This window comes from Gordonia sp. Z-3, assembly GCF_036233855.1.
GTDB classification, from domain to species: Bacteria; Actinomycetota; Actinomycetes; order Mycobacteriales; family Mycobacteriaceae; genus Gordonia; species Gordonia tangerina.
Genome location: NZ_JAZARS010000027.1, coordinates 18,457 through 38,952 on the forward strand (window position 1 = coordinate 18,457; position 20,496 = coordinate 38,952).

Here is a 20,496-nt window from a genome sequence, read left to right on the forward strand (position 1 = left end):
CGCCGGTGCGCGGAGGGTGGAGAATGCGACAGTAGCTGTCGAACGTGGGCGGCACGAGCGACCCGACGGTGGCCCAGTGTGACTGCGAGACACGGTCGCGTAACCAGTCACCGGCCGTGACATCCGCACAGATATCAGCCACGTCCCACACGCCGCCACCCTATCGCGGGATGCGATCACCTGGCGTCGATCGCACATCGACATCTGCGGCGACGCCATGACCGAAGGTCTCACAACGCCAACTCGATGGGCGCCACAGCATCCAGAGCGTGACGACGTTGAGCATCAGCATCCCGACGTAGGGCACAGCAAAGACGAGCAGTTCGGGAACGGTGAGTGTCGACGCCCAGCTCACGTCGTCGTTCGGGTGCGGGTCGAACGTAGGCCGCCCGACGCCTGCGATCGCGAACGACCACACTGCGGACATCCACAACAACCCGACTGTCGCGACGACGCGACCGAGGCGCGGTAGCTCGGTCACCGCCAAGACTCCCAACACTGTGACCGGAATCGCCGGCAGGTAGAACATCGTCCCGAACAGCATCACCAACATCCAGTTGGCCGCCACGTCCAGCGCGGCGGATGGATTGGCGCGCTCGTTGAGCACTGCCATGATCGCGAAGGCCACGAGCAGCAGCATCAGCGGCACCAGAACCGAGCACCATGCCCACCGCTTGACCACGCGCATCGTTCCGATGCTGCCAGAACGGAAGCGTCCCGAGAAGCACCCCGGCGAGGCCGGCCGCGACTGGCCAGGACGCGGGCGGCGGTGTCGGCGATGATGTCGGTGTTGCCTTCGGCCCATCCGGCGATGTAGCCGATGCTGTAGTCGCTGGTGTCGACTCCGAGCATTCCGGCGGCGACGTAGGCGACGGATTCGGCTTCGACCTCGCAGCGGCCACGGTGGGCGATGTAGTCGGCGGCTTCGATGTCGGCGTGCATGAGGGCGTGGGCGGTTTCGTGCAGCACGGTCTTGGCGGCCTGGGCGTCGGTGAGGTCGGCGGCGATGACGATGCGGCGGGTTCCGTCGGTGGTGGTGTACCCGTTCGTGCCGGTCTCGGGGATCTGTTCGCGGCTGACGGTCCAGCCCTGGGCGGTGATGTAGTCGACGGTGCGGCTGTAGAGGTCGGCGGGGTCGTCACCGATGAGGGTGTGGGCGGGGCTGGCGAGGTCGACCCAGACCCGGGCCTTGGGGTTCTTGGTGCGCATCCAGTCGGTGACCTCGGTGATGGGGTCGGTCTGGGCGATGTCGAACACGGACAGGATCGGGTAGGTGGCGATCTTGCGTTCGGTTTCGTCGCCGGTCTCGGCGTCGGTGTCGGTGATCGTGCGGGAACTGAATCCGCGGATCCGGATCGCTTTTTCTCCCTTGCGGACGTGGCGTCCGAGTTCGAGCCATTTGTTGTATCCGGCGACCTGGGAAGCGTCAGGGCGCTGGGCGATGATCAGTAGGAGGTTGTTGAGGCTGTAGGCGTGGAACTTGGTGGCGTAGTCGAGGAACGCCGCCCACTCGCTGGTACCGGTGAGCGCGGCGACCTTGTCGGTGATGGTCGCGTGCAGCTCGGCGGCGAGTTCGCGGCGTGCGGCGGCTCGCTGTTCGCGGCTGATGGTGGCGGTACGGGCCATAGTGGGTGCCTCCCTGGTGTCGGCCTCGGCGGGCCGGTGCTTTGCGTGACACCTGCCATGTCTTTGCCGGCGGGAGGTCGGTGCAAGGGTGTTCACAGCGACAAAAGTTGCCCGGACCGAAGGTCTGAAACCCGCAGGGCGGGCGGGTTTTTCGCGGCCCTTGTCGCCGCGCCGACCAGAGGTAAGACACTGGTGGAGGTCAGCAAAGCAACCCCGATTCACAGGGGCGCGGCGCAGCCGCTCCGTTGGTCTGTTGGTACTCGAGTAGTCGAGTAGTCGAGCAGTCGCACGGAGACCGGCCCGGAGCCGCCGTGGTGGCGACCCCGGCCCGCTGCCGGGTTAGGCGATCCAGCGTCCCGGGGTGATCTGGCCTTCGAGTCCGCCGAGCCTGGCGGCGAAGGCTGCCGCATCGGCGAGGATCGGCCAGGGCTCGGTGAGTACCTGCTGCCAGGCGGCCCAGTCGGTGTCGTCGCCGGTGATGGTGACGGCCAGGTCGGGGTGGCGGCTCTCGGCGATCATCGTGGCGAGTTCGCGGGCTGCCCCAGCCCGGCGGGCGGTGGTGCGGCCGGCGGCGATGAGGTGTAGGCCGGCGTCGTGGATGGGGTCGGCGGTCTGGGGGTTGGTGGCGACGAGGTCGGCGGCGGCCCAGAGCAGATCGGCGGGGCTGCCGACGGCGGCGGCGGTGTCGACGGTGTGAGCGATGTAGTCCATGAGTAGGTCCTTTCGTTGTGGTCCGGCCGGTGTGGCGGACGTCGAGAGGCCTGGGGGACCGGCGGGGGTGGGCTGTCAACCCCGAAGAGGCAGGCGCGCCGGAAGCCACTTTCGGGTGCGAGCGCAGCGAGTGAAAGTGGTTGGAGCGCACGGGCGGAGCGCAGCGGAGAACGGGCGGTAGCCGCCTGGTGTGGGTTGACAGCTCGGGGGTCCCTGTCGGTCACACTTGGTCGACGTGCGCGCGCAAAATGGTGACCACCCACCTGACTGGGGACTCTTCCCGGGTCGGGGGCGCAGCGCAGCGGAGCCATCGGGCCGGGACAACGCTGTGCGGCCGTCAGGTCGCTCCGCTGGGCGCTCCCTGGTGGGCCGGGGAGGGCAACCCTGGTGGGTCACCCTCCCCGGTGTGGTGGGTTAGTCGAGCGGCACGTCGGTGGCGTGGGTGTCACCTGCGATGACCTGCTCGACGTCGGAGAGGGTGTAGCCGGTCACCTCGACGAGGAAGTGCAGGTAGTCGGCGCGAGCTTGGGTGTAGCTGCCTGGGTAGTTGACGTCTGAGATGTTGCGCCAGGCGTCTTTCCACATCGCGGCTTCCCGGGCGGCCAGCGCGACGCCGAGACCGACAATCTGGGCGCGGTCAGCGGTGGCAGCTTGTGTGAGAAGTTCGGCGGGGTCGCCGCCGAGGATCGTGGTCGCGATAGCGGCGGCGTCGCCTTGGCTGCTGTTGGCTCCGAACATGTGGTGATGGGCGTGCATCGAGGTCGCGATGAACGTCGCGACCTTGGGGGCGCTGCCCTTCGGGAGGGTCTTGCGGGCCAGCCACGCGGTCAGCTTCTCGATCCGCACCCCGCGGGCGGTCACACTGGCGGCGTTGAGCACCCGCACCCGGCGGCGTTCCTGCTTGCGTGCCTCCTTCTCAGCGGGGTCCTCCTCGACGGGGGTGGCCGTGGTGGTCGACGCGGCACCGCCGTAGGTGCGGAAACTCATCCCGAGGTCACGGAACTCGTTGACGTACCAGGTCGTTTCGACCGTCCTGCTCTCGTGGCGGGTTAGGGCACGCGGGTCGTGCAACCCCTCCTCGGGCTGGACGTCGTCGTCGAACACGTCATCGTCGAGTGACCAGTCGATAAGGTGCTCGTCGACGGTGGTGCCGTCGGCGTCGGTCCACCATTCGGTCACATCAGCCCACACATACGCGAGGCGCTGCTCGACCGGCACGTCGTCGACCTGTGCGGGCTTGCCCTCGGCGGTGACGAGGCGTTCCAGACGGGCGCGGGTGTGCCGGAAGTCGGGTTCACGGGTGACGGTCGGGGTGCCGTCGGCGGTGTAGACGGCGACCTGGGCCAGTACCTCGGCCCGCTGGTCGGCATTGTCGGCCAGCAGCTTGGCCTGATGCTCGAACACACCGGATGCGGCGGCGTCGAGGAGCCATTGCTGCGCTTCGGGGTCGTGGTCGTAGGCCGCGATGGTCGCGGACTGCTCCAACGTCAGCGCAGCGCCCTGCTCGATCAAATCGAGGGTGGTGTCGGACTTCGCCAGGGCGAGGGTGGCGTCCACGTCCTTCTTCTTCGTCCGGATCGTCTTGGCGATCTTCGTCGCCGACATTCCGGCCAAAGAGAGTTGTTCGATCGCGGCGACACGGTCACGGTTGCGGAGTCCTTCACGTTCGAAACTGGCCAACTGCTCCACAATCCGGTCGATGGTGAGGGCTTTGTCGTCGGCGTCGGTGGCGACCGGCACGACGTAGACCGGGACGCTGGCAAGCGCGTTCTTACGCGCGGCCAGCGTCCGGCGCTGCCCGTCGCGCACCCGGACCTCGCCGTCGACCTCGGCGCCCAGGATGGGCTGGCGTACGCCGTCACGGATCGAGTCGACGAACTCGGCGGTCAACGTGGCCTCGGCCTCGGTGCGAATGTTGGTGTCGATGACCAGTTCGTGCGGGTTGAGGTGGCGCAGCTCGCCGGTCGGCACGGTCGCCGTCTCGGTGGTGGTGTTGTGTGTCATGGGGTTTCTCCCTTACTGTGGTGGGTGAGACCCCGGCCAGATTGCTCCTGGCCGGGTTTTCTTTTGCCCGCGTGCAGGATTGCGACGCGGAGGCTTCTTTTAGAGGTCGCCGAACTGTTCCCAGTGGGTGATCGCGTCGGCGGCGGCGTCGGTGGGGGACAGGTCGTTGGTGTAGGCGTCGCGCCAACCCCAGTCGGGCAGGTCACGGTGACCGAATCTGTCGGTGCGCTCGCGGATAGCGCGGTCGACTTCGTACATCCAGACGGCGAACTCGCGATCGTCGTCGGCGTCGGTGATCCGGTGCGGTTCGTGCGCGGCGATCAGGTCCGCGAGTTCGTTGACCTTGGCGGGGTCCTTGGTAGCGATCCAGGCATTCATGTTCGGGTGTCCTTTCGACTGATCGGGTGGGTTAGTTGTTGGTGAAGGTGCGGCCCGCGCCGAGCTGGTCGACTCCGCAGGCTTCGCACGGCCATTGCCCGGGGGCGGGTCGATGTCATCGGCGGGCACGAGGTAGCCGGTCTCGGCCATGAACGCCAGCACCTGGGCGGCGCTGTCGGTGTCGAGGGCGGTGAAGACGGTGTAGGCGACGGCAACCGCGCAGCTGGTGCACAGCTGGTAGGCAGTGGTGGTGGCGCTGGTCATGGCGACCCCTCCCGTTGTGAGTGCTGGTTTGCGTTTGCACTGGCCATCTCTTTGCCGGAGGGAGTGGACTGCAAGGGAGGAAGTGAAAAAGTCATCCGGGGCGAAGCCCTGAAACCCGCAGGGCGGGTGAATTTTTCACGGCCCTTGTGGGCCGCGAGTGGAGGTAAGAGAATGCGGCAGGGCAACGCAAACCAACTCAGCCCGAAGGGCTTACTGTGCGGCGTAGCCGCTCCGATGAGGTGACGGCGTAGCCGGCAGACAGACCGCAACCCACCGCGGCCGGCGACCTCTCGGCGCAGGTCCGTCTCAATCCCCGCGGTAGGCGAATCACGCTCTGCACGCCCGCGCGAGCCACACCGATGCATGTCTGCACACCCGTTAGGCGCTCATCTCATGGGCGGTGATGGCGCGGGTGTCTCGCGGGAGTAATGCGAGTTGTGCGGCGGCGTCGAGCCGCCCGCTGGCGGCGACGATGGCGTGGTAGGTGGTGAGCAGTTCGTCGGGGTTGTCTGGGGTTTCCCAGGCTTCGGCGAGGGCTGCTTTGCGGAGCGGATCGCTGGTGGTGTGCAGCTCGTGGAGTAGCCGGGTTGTGAGGGCTTGGTCGTGGCGGGTGGCGATGATCCCGCCGGTTCGGTGACTCAGGCAAGTCTGTGCCTGGGCGTGGGTGGCTACGAGGTTGTTGAGGCCGTAGAGCTTGCCGAGTAGTCGGGCGCGGAGCAGCTCGTTGGGTGGCTGGTCGCCGGTTGGCGTGGTCCTCGGTGGCGGCGGCGACTTCGCCGATCTGGAAGCTCGGTCTCGTCGGCGGTCACTGGTAGCCCTTTCGTGGTCAGTGTGTGCCGGCTATCGACACACATCGCTTTCAGTAGGGGACGTCGGGCCACACCCAGGTCACGGAACCGGGGCATCCACGCCCCCGATTTTGTCGGTCATCGTCGTGATTCCTCCTGTCCCACGCCGGGGGCGATCAAAACCACTTACACCGAATCAGCGACAGTCCCCGTTTCGGTTTCGTTGTTCGGCCACCAGCTGGTTTTACCCAGTAGTGTCGCGATGGTCGGCACAACGATGGTGCGCACGATGAAGGTGTCTAGCAGAAGTCCGACACCGATGATCAGTCCGACTTGGGTCATGATCGAGATCGAGCCAGCCATGAGGCCGAACATGCTGGCAGCGAAGATGAGGCCGGCCGAGGTAATGACCGATCCGGTGTAGGTAACGGTTCGTAGAACGCCGATTCGTATGTTTTTCTGGGATTCCTCGCGTAGGCGAGAGATGAGCAGCATGTTGTAGTCGGCGCCGACGGCGACGAGGACTATGAAAGCCAATAGCGGCACAGGCCAGGCGATATTGGTCTTGAGGATGTGTTGGAAGATCAGGACACCGATGCCCAGTGCCGCGGTGTAGTTGAGGACGACGGTTCCTAGGAGATACAGCGGTGCGATGAGCGCTCGGAGGAGAAGGATCAGGATCAGGCCGACGATGAGGAGAGTTGCCAGTGCCAGGAGTCGAAAGTCTTCGGCGAGTAAGCGTTTCAGGTCGGCGTTAATGGCAGGGAATCCGGCGATCGCGATGTGGGAGTCCTCCAGGGCGGTGTTTGGCCTGGCGGCGTTCGCAACATCGGTGATGGTGTTGGTCAGTTGTATGGCTTCGGTGCTATAGGGGTCGAAGCTGGTTTGTATCGCGTAGCGAACGGTATGGCCGTCGGGCGAGACGAACTGGCGAGCGACATCGACAAAGCGGCGGTCTGCGCTGGCTTGAGGTGGCAGGTAGAAGCCGGTCGCGGAGTCTGTTCCGGCGGTTTCGCGGGCGGAGGTTTGCAGTTGCGTGGCTAGGGCGGCCATCCCGGCTAGTTGCTGAAGGTTGCTGTCGATCAGCGCGGACACGCCGCCGGCGAGTTGTCGTGATCCTGCGGCGAGCTGACTCACGCCAGTCTGGAGTTCAGTAAGTTTGTCCGGAAGGTCTTGGTTGTTGATGCTACTCAGGGTGGAGTCGAGGGAGTTGACGGTCGCGGCGAGTTGGTCGGTGACCGTCGTTAGGGGCGTGTCTAATTGTGCGAGTTGTGTTGACAGGGTAGTGATCTGGTCGAGCAGTCCATTCCCTATGGTGGCGTTGAGGTCGCGAATCTGTGCGCGCAGGGTTGCGCACTGGGGGATTTGGGCGCACCAAGGTGCTGCGTCGAGGATGGGCAGGATTGAGGTCACTGTTGCCAGGGCCGCGGATGTTTGGCGGGTCAGGGCGGCAAGTTGTGGGGCGTTCTGTGAAGCGCGGTCGATTGCGGGCGCGGACGCGGCGAGCTGACGCAGGAGTGGTTGGTACTGCTGGATTTGTTGACCGGCGGCGCTTGCTTGGGTGAGGATATCGGCGAGTGGCGTCAGGTTGAGGCGTAGCTGGGTGTCGAGTTGGGCCAGCCCGTCGGCGAGCTGGTTGGCACCGGAGCGCAACTGCTCGAGGTCGCCTTTTCGTTGCCGGCCGTCTGCGACGGCGCCCGCCACCTGGTCCCCGATCTGACCGTTCTGCCACGACAGCTCAGCCTGTTCGAGTTTGTCGCCGGTGGGACGGGTGACGCCGATGACACGAGTCACCCCGGGAATTTGGGATACCCGCGAAGCCATCTGCTCAAGGTCAGCAAGTCCGCTGGCGGTACGTAGGTCTATCGGCGCATCCACGACAAGAAACTCAGCAACCGTCACGTCTGCGGGGAAATGGCGGTCAAGCATCGCGTATCCCTGGTTGCTGTCGGTCGTGGCGGGTTGGCCCTGGCGGTCGTCATAGGTGATGTGGATACTCATCGCGATCAGGCTCAGCACAATCAGCCCCACCATCGCTATGGCAAAAAGGGGGACTGGGCGGCGGACGACAAGCACCGCCACGCGATTCCAGTACTTGCGTGTGAGGTCTCGCCGGGGGCTGCCCCAACCGAAGCGGGCTGCCCGCAGCAGCACCGGCGGCAGCAAGGTGACAGTGGCGAGGAACCCGATGAGAATCGCGATCGCGCAGGCCGGGCCCAAGGTGGAAAAGACGCTCAGTTCGCCGAACACCATGGCCAGGAATGCCAGTGCCACCGTCGCCGCCGAGGCCAAGATGACCCGTCCGATCGTCGCTGTAGCGTATACAAGAGCATCCGCGGTAGGCGCGCCTTGGCGCAACCGCTCGTGATAGCGGCTGATGAAAAAGACTGAGTAGTCCACCCCTGCCCCGAGCAGAATGACCGTCATGAACGCGACGGTGAACTGCGACACCGGCATTCCGAGTTCGCCTAGTGCGGACAAGACACCGCGGCCCACCCCAAGGCTGACCCCAATCACCAGCAACGGCACCAGTGCTGTGAACAGCGATCGATACACCACCAGCAAGATCAGGGCGATCAGCGCGACTGTGGCCAAAGTGATCACGACCAGGTCTCTTTCGGCACTCACGATCTGGTCACTGAAGGTGGCTGCCGGTCCGGTGACATGGATAGCGGTTCCAGTATCTTCAAACACCCGGCGTGCGGTCTCGCGGACGGTTTCCACCGCATGAGTCGCCGCCGGACCGCCCAGTGTCCCCGAGACCCCGACGGGCAAATACCAGGCCTTGCCATCCTCACTCAACGCCTGACGGGCAGTAATCGGATCCGACAGCAAGTCACGAACCGACTGCACATCGTCAAAATTTTCACGGAGCTGTACGACCAACGCGTCGTATCGCTCTCGCGTGACCTCGGTAAACCCATTCGGGTTCTCCATGGTCACGAAGACAGTGGTCTTGGCGCCCTTCTCCCCGAAAGCGCCACCCATTTGATCAAGTGCTTGAAAGGACGGAACCCCTGCAGGGATCGGATCTACCGATTGCTGCCGCACCACCGTCTCCAACTGAGGAAACAGCACCGCCAACACCACCCCGACAGCTATCCACACCCCGATGACCAGAGACTTGTGCGTCAAAGTGAACCGCGCGACCCGTCCCAACGTGGAGCTGTACTCGCTGCGCTTGCCATCGGGACTATGGACCACCATTCGCGGGTACCTCGCCTACTCATCTGGCCCACATCGGAACCATCGGTAGCGCTACGCTACAAGTTGTAGCGTAGCAATGAAAGGGGGGGAGGCTAAGTAGGCAGGCGCCGCCTGTGCGCCGCAAGAAAGTCATCGACGAGGCGCTCGAGATCAGCGACATTCATCGCGCGAATCCCGGTAAGCTTGGCGAATACCAGAGGGCCTACCAGCTGAGTGATCGCCATGGTCAAGTCCGGATCGTCGAGCTCAGCGGCGGCCGCGCTACTTGTCAACACTCGATCGAAGGGTTCTCGGTACTGGTCGACAACTCGCATCCGCAACGGCGCCAGTGTGTTTGGTTCTTCGCCATGTTGCTTGGGAAGCATTGCCAACCATGCCAGTGTGGTCAACTGCAACGGAGCTTGTTCGATGAGGGCGGCCTGCCGTTGCATCAATTTGACCAGGTCATCGCGAATCGATTGCGAGGTTTCAGGTTTGTCCACCTGAGGTAACAGCCGCTCGAAGGTCGCTGCCACCAGGTCAGTGGTGCTCTCAAAATGTCGATACAGCGTGGTGCGGGCTACGTGAGATAGCCGGGTTACAGCCCCCACGGTGACCGCTTCGACCCCACCGCTGCTGAGCAGGGTCGCGGCAGCATCCAACAGCCGCGCCCGCGAGCGAACCCACCTCGGGTCCAGATCATCACTATCGGCGATCGCCATCCTTTGCCCACTTCCTGCTCCAGACCAACATGAAAAGTACTCCAGGTTTAGTTCCGACTTCTATAGGATGAACCGCCCCGGGTTTGTAGGAGGCTCTCGAATCTGTAAAGGATGGAGAGCATGGCAGCACCACGGAAGTACAGCGATGAGCTGAAGGAGTTGTCATCCAACGTCGAATCCGGTTCTCCCCAAGCGCTTTTCAATTGCCGATAATAGATATTATGACATTTACGCAGGTACGGGGCGTTCGATAGTTCACCTCTGGCGGCGGTTCTATGTCGTCGCTGCGGTCGGGGTGACAACGCAGTTGGGAATTTGCCTCGCTACCGGAGTCCGACGGGGTGAACCACGAGATCGTGGGCATCAGTTCCTACGAGTTGATTCGGTCCTACTAGTCGCGCCAGACCTGGGGCCTGACTGGCTCGTCGGCTTCATCACCGGGGGCGACGAGATGAACACTAGATCAGGTGGCAGACGACGAGTCGTTCGACCCGCCCATCCGACACTTGGACAAGTGCTCCTGGCGATAATGAACACAGTTGTGATCAAATACTGAGGCCGGAGACCGGGGCGGCACCGTCTCTCGCGAGCGGGATCAGTCTAGTCCGAGGCGAGTGGCGAACGCGGGGTCGCCGAAGGGCCTGTCTCTGCGGAAGCGAACGCCCAGTGTGGCCGCAGCGCCGTCAATCATCCCCCACGACGTCTGATAGAGGTGCGCGGAGAACAGGTCCTTGCTCATTCCATTGAGCCGACCGTGATCGATCCACCATTGGGTAGCTGATAGGCCCGCCCCCAAGATGGAGGCCACTACGACGGCGACGAGGGACTCGTCGGCACCGACCGATTGGAGGCCACGGGCGAACTCGTCGGAAATAATCTCCATTGCCGATCTCAGTTGATCCGCGGCCCCTCCCTCACCGGACTCAGAATACTGAAACATGTGGTTCGTCATGAGGAAGCGGACGACCGCCGGATGCTCGTCGACTAATGACACGTATGCGGAGATCGCTGACCGGAAGAGCTCGTCGACGGAGTCCTGCTGTCCGGAGAGCAGAGTTGACTGTGCGGACTCCCAAATCATCGAACCCAAACGTGCTGCCACAGCGGAATAGAGCCCAGCTCGGTCACCGAAATGGCGATAGAGCTTCGGCTTCGACACCCCTGCCTCTTCCGCGAAGTCGTCCATGCTCACAGCGTCGCCAAACTTCTCGATCGCGCGTATCGCCGCGTCGACGAGTCCAGCCTTCACGATAGCGCGGTGGTCGTCCCAACGCGTGCTTCGTGCATCGCGCACACGACGTTGCACTTTCACCGGGGCTGCGGAGATTCGACGGACTACAGACATGACCCTCCACACTATCAGGATGGATGACCGTCGCCCCAATAAGCACGTGGGGCACGCATGCAGTCGGCAGAGACATGGGTCGAAACGAGCTTCAAGCGGATTGGTCTAATCTGGCCACGGCTGAATTGAAGTCTTCGACGGCCTCTAGGTTGGACATGTGACCGACCTTGTCGAGAAGAGTGAATTCAAATAAGACGCTCTGCCGGCCCAGGCGCGCTGCGAGATCCACCGAATGGGCCGCTGGGGTCAGCCTGTCGGCATCACCTACGATGACCGTCGCCGGCACCGTCAGCGAGTCGACCCCCCTGGTGACGTCGATTGTCGCCAAAACTGAACCCCACATCCCGCGCACCTGTGGTGGGCATCTCAACACGATGTCGGCGCACTCATCCACTACCTCAGCAGTCGCACCTGGGCCCAGGGTTCCGTAACGAATCAGGCGGCGAGACAAACGCGTGTCCTGCATCTCGGGTCCGGCGACCGCAAGACTAGCCGCGAAGGCCCGTTCAAGTCTCGGTCGTAGCTGTCGGGGAACTTTGAGCAACGTTGACCGATCCACCAACTGTGATGGCCCGGTGCTTGCCAGTACTACTCCGCGGGCCAGCTCGGACACCGAGGCTGGGTACTCAGCTGCCCAGCTCATGATGGACATACCTCCCATGCTGTGTCCGACCACGACAGCCTTGTCGGTGGGAGTGGCGACCGCCCGAACTACGGCCTCCAAGTCATCGGCCAGAAGTCTCGCCGAGAACGGTACCCGGCCCCGGTCACTCCACCCGTGTCCGCGTTGGTCGTAGACCACTACCCTATGCGTCCCCGCGAACTGCTCGATCTGTGGCCGCCAGAAACGTCCCTGACAGGCCCAGCCGTGACTAAAGACCAGAAGTGGAGCATCCTGGCCCGAGCCGAATTCCTGGGCGAACAACCTGGTTCCGTCGGAGGATAGGACCTCGAGGTGCCGCGATCCTCGCGATTCGCTCGCTATCTCAGAGGTCATCGAAGCTCACCGTAACTGCATCCGTCAGCGGAAGTGCCTGACACGCAAGCCGTTCACCGTCGGCAATGTCATCTTCAACGAGGATGTGGTTTTGTGCCATTTCTACATCACCCTCGACCAGCTTGCATACGCACGCGCTGCAGGCCCCTTCTCGGCAGGAGTACGGGGCATTGTGGCCTTGGGCCAATAGCACGTCGAGCAACGGAGTGTTGCGCGGCCACTCAGTCGTGATGGACTGCCCATTCAGATAGACTATGGCGGTCGCCACACCATCGTCGTCACTGAGATGACGCATCGTGGCTGTGTCGAACGGATCTCCAGTCAGTGACTGAAAGACTTCTCGATGTACCGACGAGTGCTCGACACCGCAGGCCTCCGCCGACTTCTGCACCAGATCCATGAACGGCGCCGGACCACAGGTGTAGATCTGTGCACCGCGGTGCTCACGTATGGCGGATTCGACATTTTCAGGTGCCGGAATCCCCATAGCCGACTCCAACCAGTGGAAGACCGTGAAACGCTCGGGGAACTCGGAGGTGATCTGCGCCAGTTGGCCCTCGTACATGATCGACTCGGCATCGCGATTCGCGTAGAACAGTGTGACTTCGCCCCCACCGACCACAAGGGCCGACTTAATCAGCGACAAGACCGGAGTGATCCCACTTCCTCCTGCAAAGAATAGAAAATCGACGTCGAGATTCTTAGCCGTGAAGTGCCCTGACGGCGGGAGGACGGTCAACTCCATTCCCGGGATCGCGTTGTCGCACAGCCAGTTCGATGCGTAACCGTTCTCCGTCCGCTTGATCCCGATCTCGAGACGGAAGTCCTCGACGTGAGGCGAGCTGCTCAATGAGTAGCATCGTGCGACATGACCGGTCCGATCAGACGGGATCTTCACGGTGATGAATTGCCCTGGGACATGCTTGAACTCCTCGACCATGGCATCGGGGATCTCGAACGAAATGGTGACGGAGTCTTTCGTTTCCTGGGTCACTTCTGAGACGGTCAAGGTGCGTGAGCGGGCTGCGGCAGCCGGACGTGCATCGGGTTCGACGGTCACTTGAGGATCCCCTGTCTACGTGCGACCGCGTAACCCGCCCGTGTCAGTGGCGCCGCGATGTCCTGGTAGCGGGGACCGATCACCCGTGCCACGAAGTCGAAACCGCGGGCGTCCGCACCGATCAGCACTCGCGCTCTCTTCTTGTCCATACCTTTGAGGATTGTCGCCGCTGCTTTATCCGGGGTGCTTCGTGCGATCCTGTCGAACAGCGAGGCGACAGTCGCGGTGTCTGCCCCCATGGCGGAAACGCCTCGGGCATTGTTGACGATGTTGGTTTTTACACCCCCCGGGTGCACACATGTCACTGTGACCGGGTATCGACTGATTTTCATCTCCTGTCGGAGCGCCTCGGTGAAGCCTCTGACGCCGAATTTCGCGGCATTATAGGCGCTTTGGCTGGGGATTCCGATCAAGCCGAAGACGCTCGACGTGTTAATGAGATGTCCGTCCCCGGACGCGATCAGGTGAGGCAGAAACGCCTTCGACCCGTTAACGACTCCGCCAAAGTTGATGCCCATGAGCCAGTCGAAGTCTTCCCAGCTCATGTCGACCACGTCGACGCCCAAGGCCACGCCGGCGTTGTTGAACACCATGTCGACGTGGCCCGACTCTGACCGCACTCCGTCGGCATAGTCCTGAAAAGCAGCGCGGTCCGCAACGTCTAGTACGGCGGCGGTTACCGTTGCCCCATGCGTGGTGCGGCAAAGTTCTGCAGTCTCCTTCAAGTGCATCTCATCAATGTCGGACAGTGCCAGTGCGGCACCTCGCTCCGCCAACTGGAGTGCCAGAGACCGACCGATCCCTGACGCGGCACCGGTGATCACTGCCACCTTGCCGGTATAGTCATGCCGATTAGAACTGCTCACCGTCGTCCCACCATCTCTTCGAATCGTGTCTCTCCGTGCGTTCGGGCTCAGGCGATGTCGTACTCGGCGGGCTCGAAATCTTTCGTGGCGCGCCAGTACTGCCATGTGAAGCCCGGCCACACGGTCCGGTTGACGCCCTGCGAGTCGAGATACCAACTCGTGCAGCCGCCGTTGGTCCACACTCCCTTGGCCAGCTTCCGCTGGATGTCGGTGTTGAACTGTTCTTGCACGGACGGGCGTACGTCAACCTTCTCAGCGCCTCGGCTTTCTACTGTGTCGATGGCCTTCATGATGTATTTGATCTGTTGCTCGATCATGAACACCACTGAGTTGTGGCCGAGGCCCGTGTTGGGTCCGAGGAGGAAAAACAGGTTGGGAAAACCCTCGGTCGTGATGCCCAGGTGCGTGTTAATCCCCGTCTGATGCCAGTGGGACGGGAGATCCTCGCCAGTGGCACCTTTCAGGGCGAGCTGATCGAAACCATCAGTCACGTGAAAACCGGTCGCATAAATTATAACGTCCACGAGATGCTCGACACCGTCTGAAGAAATGATGGAATCAGCGGTCACCTTCTCAATCCGATCGCTGATGACAGTGGTGTTAGGTGCCGCAAGCGCCGGGTAATAGTCGTTTGACCCCAGAATCCGCTTACAGCCGATACGATACGACGGGGTCAGTTTCTTGCGCAATGCCGGATCAGAGATGGAGCGTTCAATGTTCCACCGAGCGACCTTTTCAATTGGCCGCATGAGGTTAGAGTGACCGTTGAGGCCGAAGGCCAGGCTCTCCGCACCCCAGTACACCGACCACCTGGCGATACGACGTGCAATCGGGAGTTTACTCAGAAGAGTCCGCAGGGCCGGCGGAACGGAGAAATTCTTGCGGGGTAGGACCCAGGCAGGGGTTCGCTGGAAGACCTTGAGGGACATGGCCTCCTTCTGCACGAAAGGTACAAACTGGATAGCGCTGGCACCAGTGCCGATCACGGCGACACGCTTGCCCTCCAGATCCACCGAATGATCCCACTGTGCGGAGTGAAACGCTTCGCCTTTAAAGTCCTCAATCCCCGAAATTTCGGGAAAATTGGGGATATGCAGCGCACCGACTCCTGACACCACGAACTGAGCAATGTACTCACGTCCGGACTCAGTACGCAGGTGCCACCGCGACTCCGACTCGCTCCAGTATCCAGAAACCAACTTCTGACCGAAATGAATCTTTTGTGTCACGCCACGCTTATCCGCGACATCCTGTAGATACCGCTCAATTTCTGGCTGTGACGACCACACCTTCGACCAGCTACCTCGACTCTCGAATGAGTACGAGTACATCAGCGACGGAACGTCACATGCACAGCCCGGATAGGTATTGTCGCGCCAGGTCCCACCGACGGAGCTTGCCTTCTCCAGAATCAGAAAATCGCTATACCCGCGACGTCTAAGCTGCGCGGCCATCCCGAGACCAGAGAACCCGCTTCCAATAATCAGAATCTTGGTCGAAATCGGGTCGTTGGTTGAATCCGTCTTGGCGGTTGCGCGCGAGGCGCGCCGGGTAGTCGATGATGCCATGTTTATGCTTTCTCCCTCGTAGGTTGGATCGCACAACACATCACCTGCGCACAGTGGCGGCAGGTGATCTGTTGAGGCGGAAGTGATCGCGAAGCCATCGAGAATGCTCCGCACAGGTCTAACTGATGTCGATCACGACGGCTCGGCCGCGTGAACGGAGATCAGCGAAGATCGTCGGGAAGGCTCCGCGTCGCACGCCACATGGCCATTGTGAACTTGCCTTCCAACATTCCCGCCTCATGGAAGAACCGAATCATGGGCTCCGACATAAATTGCAGGTTGGTCCGATAGTTTGGGCTGGTCTGCTGCGCCCACACGCCACGCCAGCGACTAATTCCCACTGCGGGGTACACTTTCGGATTAATGAGCAGCGGGTACGCCAGGTTCGCGATGACGGCAAGCACCCCTCGGTGCCAAGCGCGCGTCGCCTTACGACGACGCTGCATGCCTTCGATCATCTCCAGTCGCGCAAAGGTAATGTGACGGGCTTCCTCAAGGACGTGGATCTTCATGAGCTGGCGAAGCTGAGGCTGCATACTGGGGTCGTTCATCGCCTCGCGCTGGGCGCGGTCCAGGATTTCCTCGATCAACAGCGTAGCTCCAGACACCGACGGCCCGAGAGGGACGAAATGCAGGATCTTCGCGAAGCTCAAGAAGCCCTTAGGAAGCTTGTAGGGGGGCACGCCCGTCTTGTTGATGAGGCGCGCGAACATAGTGGAATGGCGGGACTCATCGCCGATCTCTGTCAACGCGTATAGAGACTTCTGATCGGTTAAAGCCCCCTTCGCCGACATGCGCAGAAGCGCTGAACTCAACAGATTCTCTGCGTAGATGCCGAAACTGAGGATGCTCACGATCTCATGGCGCCCCAACTCGCGACGCTGCTCCTCAGTCATCTTGTCCCACAGCCTGGTGCCGTATAGCGACACTCGATGCTCTGGCAGAAAGCACTTGCCTTCCTCCCAGGGCGACTCCCAGTCGATGTCGATCTCCGCGTCGTAGAACTTCTCCGCGGAAGACCGCAGCAATCGACCCGCAGATCGTTCCATGTCGACGGGCTTACGCCCGTTCACCCGAGCCATGCCCTCCTTCGAAAAGTCGGGGTTCATCTGGACATCCTGCACGGTCATGTCTTCTCCTCGGTCGTTCAAGGCTGGGAGTCGGGGCCTGGCGCCCAGTACCCATTACTCATAGTATCTGGTACTGCTAGTATCCACGAACTGCGATATTTGTCAACGCTCAGTGCGAAGAAGGTAGGACTGCATGTCTGACGACCATGACCTCGACTACTCCGGCGAAGGAACCCTGGTGTGCCGCGGGGCGGAGATCCATGTCGAAGCGAAGATCAAAGGCTATTTCCAGCCGCTGAACGGCCTGTACACCTGGTATGGCCGGATTCAGAAGAATGATGAGCTCGACGGGCTCCTGAAAGGCGCCCGCGCGATCGCTGTATTTACGACCCCCGAGGGCCGAGCGGAGTGTGTCGTCGGGGATCCCGACTTCTGGGGCCGATACCGCATCTCAGGCAAGAGCACTCCGCCATACCACCTGCCCACCACTCTCGAGGAAGTCGAGAACATGGTCGAGCACCACCACAAGTGACAACCATCCACCGCCGCACGGACATTCGCGAAACGGGTCCGCACGATTGGGTCGCCCACTTCAGGTCGAGAGGATATTGCACATGGTGAGTTCGTCTCCCATTCGAACCCGCCCGTCGAGAGGGGGCGAGAAACTCGGCGAGTACAGTCCGACCCTTGAGCGGGTTGCATGGTTTACCCTCCGCCGCAAGGGAATTGTGACGCTGGTCTGGCTCGGCGCCGCCATCGGCTTAGGCCTTCTCTTTCCTCAACTGGAGTCAGTGATACGGGAACAATCTGTGGATCCGATCCCGGCCGGAGTCCCGTCTTTTCAGACCTTGGACCGTATGGGTGCATCTTTCGACGAGCGCGGCGCCAAGACCACAGTATTCGTTGTGATGGAGAACAGTGCAGGCCTGTCCGACAACACCCGCGATCGATATCACGTGCTTGTCGACACCCTGCGGGCGGACGACAGGCACGTCATCGCTGTCCGGGACCTGCTGAGCGATCCCCTCACCGCAAGTCAGGCTCTCAGCAAAGACAAGCAAGCCTGGTATCTGCCCGTGGGAGTGGCCGGCACACTCGGGGGACCCGATACCGCGGAGGCGGTCGCAGCGGTGCGTGAGATCGCTGAGAGTATCTTTCGTGACAGTGGGACGACAGTCCGTGTGACAGGCCCGCCCGCGACCTTTAGCGACCAACTCGCCGTGGGCGAGTCGGATCTGGTCCTGATCACTGTTGCCACCGTGCTGCTGATCGCCGTGATCCTCCTGATCGTCTATCGTTCGGTCTTCACCGCGCTGATGCCGCTGCTTGTCGTGGGCATGAGCTTGGCTGTGGGTCGCGGAGTTCTATCTGGACTGGGCGAGCTGGGCATGCCGGTATCCCAGTTCACGTCAATGTTCATGACCGTCATCATCTTTGGTGCCGGAGTTGACTATTCGGTGTTCCTCATCAGCCGCTATCATGAAGGTATTCGAGCGGGTTACTCTCCTGATGTCGCTATCGCCCACGCGAATGCAACTATCGGCCGCGTGGTTCTAGCGTCGGCGGGCACTGTGGCCCTAGCGTTCCTGGCTATGGCCTTCGCCAAGCTCAGTGTGTTTAACACTTTGGGTCCGGCCTGCGCAATCGCCATAGCTTTCGCATTCTTGGCGACGGTGACATTGCTGCCCCTCGTACTCTCTTTCGCTGCCAAGAAAGGCGCCGGCCTTCCCCGCCGTGACCTGACGCGGGATTACTGGAGAAGAGTCGGAGTCATGGTTATCCGGCGGCCGGTCCCTCTGCTCGCGATCAGTGTGGTCGTGTTGATCGGCCTCGCCATGGTCGCCGCAACAATTCAGATCACCTACGACGATCGCGAGGGGCAGCCACCTGACACAGGGAGCAACGAAGGATACGCGCTTCTCAACCGCCACTTCCCGAAAGACATCATCATCTCAGAATTCTTGGTGGTGGAGTCCGAGAACGACATGCGCACGGCTCAAGGCCTTGCCGACCTCGACCAGCTAGCCTCCCGCGTCGCGCAGATTCCCGGCGTGACCAGGGTCATTGGCGTGACGCGGCCGACCGGTGAGAAGCTAGAGCAGGCGCAATTATCTTGGCAGAATGATCAGATCGGTACCAAGATCACCGAGGAGACCGGTGATGGACAGGCCCGCAAGGGTGATCTGGCCGTCCTGAAGACGGGGTCAGAGCAGCTCGCCGGAGGCCTGGCACTGTTAGAAGACCAGATATCCTCCAACCTCGCTCCGCTGTCGGGGTTGCTCGACGAGGTGTCGTCATTTGGCCCGCAGCTCGACGAGTATCGGCCGCTTGTGAACCAACTGGCGAACGCTGCCCCAAGGCTTAGACAGTTTTCCAAGCAAGCGCCCGAGCTGTCTCAACTCGCACGTCGGGCCCAGTCTGCGGCAGATGCGGTCGCGCCGGCGTTGTCCGCGTTAGACAATCCGTGGTGCCAGCAGATCGCGCAGTGCTCGGCACTGCGCGCGCAAATGGCCGACATCCGGGCACTCGCGGATGATCAGTCGCTTGGGAGGGTGGCTGACTTTGCCGCGCAGCTCGGCCGCGTGAGTGCGCCAGGCTCGACCAACATTGCACAGCTGCAGCGTTCTCTTCAAACGCTGGATTCTGCACTACAAGCCATCGGCGGACAGGACCTCGGGAACAGGCTCTCGCAACTCGAATCCGGCGTCGGCGCACTTGCCGACGGCGCGCGTCAGTTGTCGAACGGAGTCGGTGCTCTGGTGGACAGCAACCTTCAGCTACTCAGTGGACTGGCACAGGTCGCCGCACAGCTTCGGGCTCCCGCACGGGAGGTCGGCGATTCTGACTCGGCAACCGGCTTCTATCTCCCCGCGGATGCGTTCAAGGACCAGCAGTTCAGTCAGGTCGCTCGACAGTTCATCTCGTCCGACGGGAAAACCGTGCGCTATGCGGTACAGACCGCCTACGACCCATACTCTGCCGATGCAATGACGCTGGCGAACGAGCTGTCCAGCGTCGCCGAGAACGCGATGCCGAACACCACTCTGGAGGGCGGACGTGCTTCTGTTGCGGGCTTTCCTGCGATCAATGCCGACGTCCAGCGACTGTTGTCGTACGATTTCAAACTGCTCGGCATAGCCACCCTTCTCATCGTGGGTCTGATCCTGATGCTGCTGTTGCGGGCCGTCGTTGCACCTGTCTATCTCCTTGCAACCGTCGTCTTGAACTACATGGCGGCTCTCGGTATTGGTGTGCTCGTACTTCAACACATCCTCGGTGCCGGGATCGCCTGGCCCGTGCCACTGGTGTCGTTCATTGTCTTGGTGGCGGTGGGCGCCGACTACAACATGCTGCTGGTGTCACGGCTGAGAGAGGAAACGAGGTGGAGCGTGCGGGTCGGCGTAATGCGTACCGTCGCTTACACCGGGTCGGTCATCACCTCGGCTGGGTTGATATTCGCGGCCAGCATGTTTGGGCTGATGGTCGGGTCCATCGATGTGATGGTGCAAATCGGGTTCATCATCGGTGTCGGTTTGCTGCTCGACACGTTCCTGGTGCGGACCTTAGTAGTCCCGGCGCTAGCGGTGCTGCTGGGCACTGCGAGCTGGTGGCCGGGTGACATCGACCGTTTCCGGCTCGCCCCTTGACCATCGCAAAAGTCACGCGGACGGACCCATGGGGATCTGACAAGCGTCGGTCGCTGAATATCCCGACCATTCCGTCAACAGGTAGGAGGGGCATAAGCATGACGCAGCACCGTCGCCCGTGATAGATGAGTTGCGTCCTAATTCAAACGCTAGCTGCACTGACCTTGGTACGCGGCTGGCTGGTGGTTGAACCGCCCCGGGTCTGTCGGAGGCTCTCGAACCTGTGAAGGATGGAGAGCATGGCAGCACCACGCAAGTACAGTG

General features: G+C 62.0%; 15 protein-coding genes. 2 read left to right on the forward strand and 13 right to left on the reverse strand.

The window, feature by feature from the left end:
- Positions 1 to 160 precede the first annotated feature (160 nt).
- The 13 genes from VX037_RS22435 to VX037_RS22495 all read right to left on the reverse strand — a co-directional run bounded on the left by VX037_RS22435 (position 161) and on the right by VX037_RS22495 (position 16,645).
- Positions 161 to 688, reverse strand: coding sequence for a hypothetical protein (locus VX037_RS22435; protein WP_328715930.1), 528 nt, complete (start codon positions 686 to 688; stop codon positions 161 to 163).
- On the reverse strand, positions 640 to 1,626 hold the full coding sequence (locus VX037_RS22440) for an ArdC-like ssDNA-binding domain-containing protein (protein ID WP_328715932.1): 987 nt from the start codon (positions 1,624 to 1,626) through the stop codon (positions 640 to 642). Before VX037_RS22440 ends, VX037_RS22435 begins: the two co-directional genes overlap by 49 nt.
- Positions 1,627 to 1,965: 339 nt before the next feature.
- Entirely contained in the window at positions 1,966 to 2,337 is a 372-nt protein-coding gene (locus VX037_RS22445; protein WP_328715934.1) for a hypothetical protein, read from the reverse strand.
- A gap of 414 nt (positions 2,338 to 2,751) precedes the next feature.
- Complete coding sequence (locus VX037_RS22450) at positions 2,752 to 4,341, reverse strand: ParB/RepB/Spo0J family partition protein (protein ID WP_328715935.1); 1,590 nt, start codon at positions 4,339 to 4,341, stop codon at positions 2,752 to 2,754.
- Between the two features lie 99 nt (positions 4,342 to 4,440).
- Positions 4,441 to 4,983, reverse strand: coding sequence for a hypothetical protein (locus VX037_RS22455; RefSeq protein WP_328715936.1), 543 nt, complete (start codon positions 4,981 to 4,983; stop codon positions 4,441 to 4,443).
- 974 nt (positions 4,984 to 5,957) lie between these two features.
- Entirely contained in the window at positions 5,958 to 8,978 is a 3,021-nt protein-coding gene (locus tag VX037_RS22460) for an MMPL/RND family transporter (protein WP_328715938.1), read from the reverse strand.
- 92 nt (positions 8,979 to 9,070) lie between these two features.
- Entirely contained in the window at positions 9,071 to 9,679 is a 609-nt protein-coding gene (locus tag VX037_RS22465; protein WP_328715940.1) for a TetR/AcrR family transcriptional regulator, read from the reverse strand.
- Between the two features lie 595 nt (positions 9,680 to 10,274).
- Positions 10,275 to 11,024: a TetR/AcrR family transcriptional regulator gene (locus tag VX037_RS22470; protein WP_328715942.1), complete on the reverse strand. Its 750-nt coding sequence runs from the start codon at positions 11,022 to 11,024 to the stop codon at positions 10,275 to 10,277.
- Positions 11,025 to 11,115: 91 nt separating this feature from the next.
- On the reverse strand, positions 11,116 to 12,021 hold the full coding sequence (locus VX037_RS22475) for an alpha/beta fold hydrolase (protein WP_311278394.1): 906 nt from the start codon (positions 12,019 to 12,021) through the stop codon (positions 11,116 to 11,118).
- Positions 12,011 to 13,081 carry a ferredoxin--NADP reductase gene (locus VX037_RS22480; RefSeq protein WP_078114154.1) on the reverse strand — a complete coding sequence of 357 codons (1,071 nt, stop codon included), beginning with the start codon at positions 13,079 to 13,081 and terminating at the stop codon, positions 12,011 to 12,013. Before VX037_RS22480 ends, VX037_RS22475 begins: the two co-directional genes overlap by 11 nt.
- Positions 13,078 to 13,947: an SDR family NAD(P)-dependent oxidoreductase gene (locus tag VX037_RS22485; RefSeq protein ID WP_004021763.1), complete on the reverse strand. Its 870-nt coding sequence runs from the start codon at positions 13,945 to 13,947 to the stop codon at positions 13,078 to 13,080. Before VX037_RS22485 ends, VX037_RS22480 begins: the two co-directional genes overlap by 4 nt.
- A gap of 47 nt (positions 13,948 to 13,994) precedes the next feature.
- Positions 13,995 to 15,515 (reverse strand): flavin-containing monooxygenase, encoded by a 1,521-nt coding sequence (locus VX037_RS22490; RefSeq protein ID WP_004021764.1) that lies wholly within the window; start codon positions 15,513 to 15,515, stop codon positions 13,995 to 13,997.
- 161 nt (positions 15,516 to 15,676) lie between these two features.
- Positions 15,677 to 16,645, reverse strand: coding sequence for an AurF N-oxygenase family protein (locus VX037_RS22495; RefSeq protein ID WP_004021765.1), 969 nt, complete (start codon positions 16,643 to 16,645; stop codon positions 15,677 to 15,679).
- A 133-nt stretch (positions 16,646 to 16,778) separates the two neighbouring features.
- Here VX037_RS22495 and VX037_RS22500 point away from each other — a divergent pair, with 133 nt between their 5' ends.
- Together VX037_RS22500 and VX037_RS22505 are read left to right on the forward strand one after the other, a co-directional pair.
- Positions 16,779 to 17,117 carry a DUF4873 domain-containing protein gene (locus VX037_RS22500; protein WP_004021766.1) on the forward strand — a complete coding sequence of 113 codons (339 nt, stop codon included), beginning with the start codon at positions 16,779 to 16,781 and terminating at the stop codon, positions 17,115 to 17,117.
- 82 nt (positions 17,118 to 17,199) lie between these two features.
- Positions 17,200 to 20,232: an MMPL/RND family transporter gene (locus VX037_RS22505; RefSeq protein WP_014928953.1), complete on the forward strand. Its 3,033-nt coding sequence runs from the start codon at positions 17,200 to 17,202 to the stop codon at positions 20,230 to 20,232.
- The last annotated feature ends 264 nt before the right edge of the window (positions 20,233 to 20,496 follow it).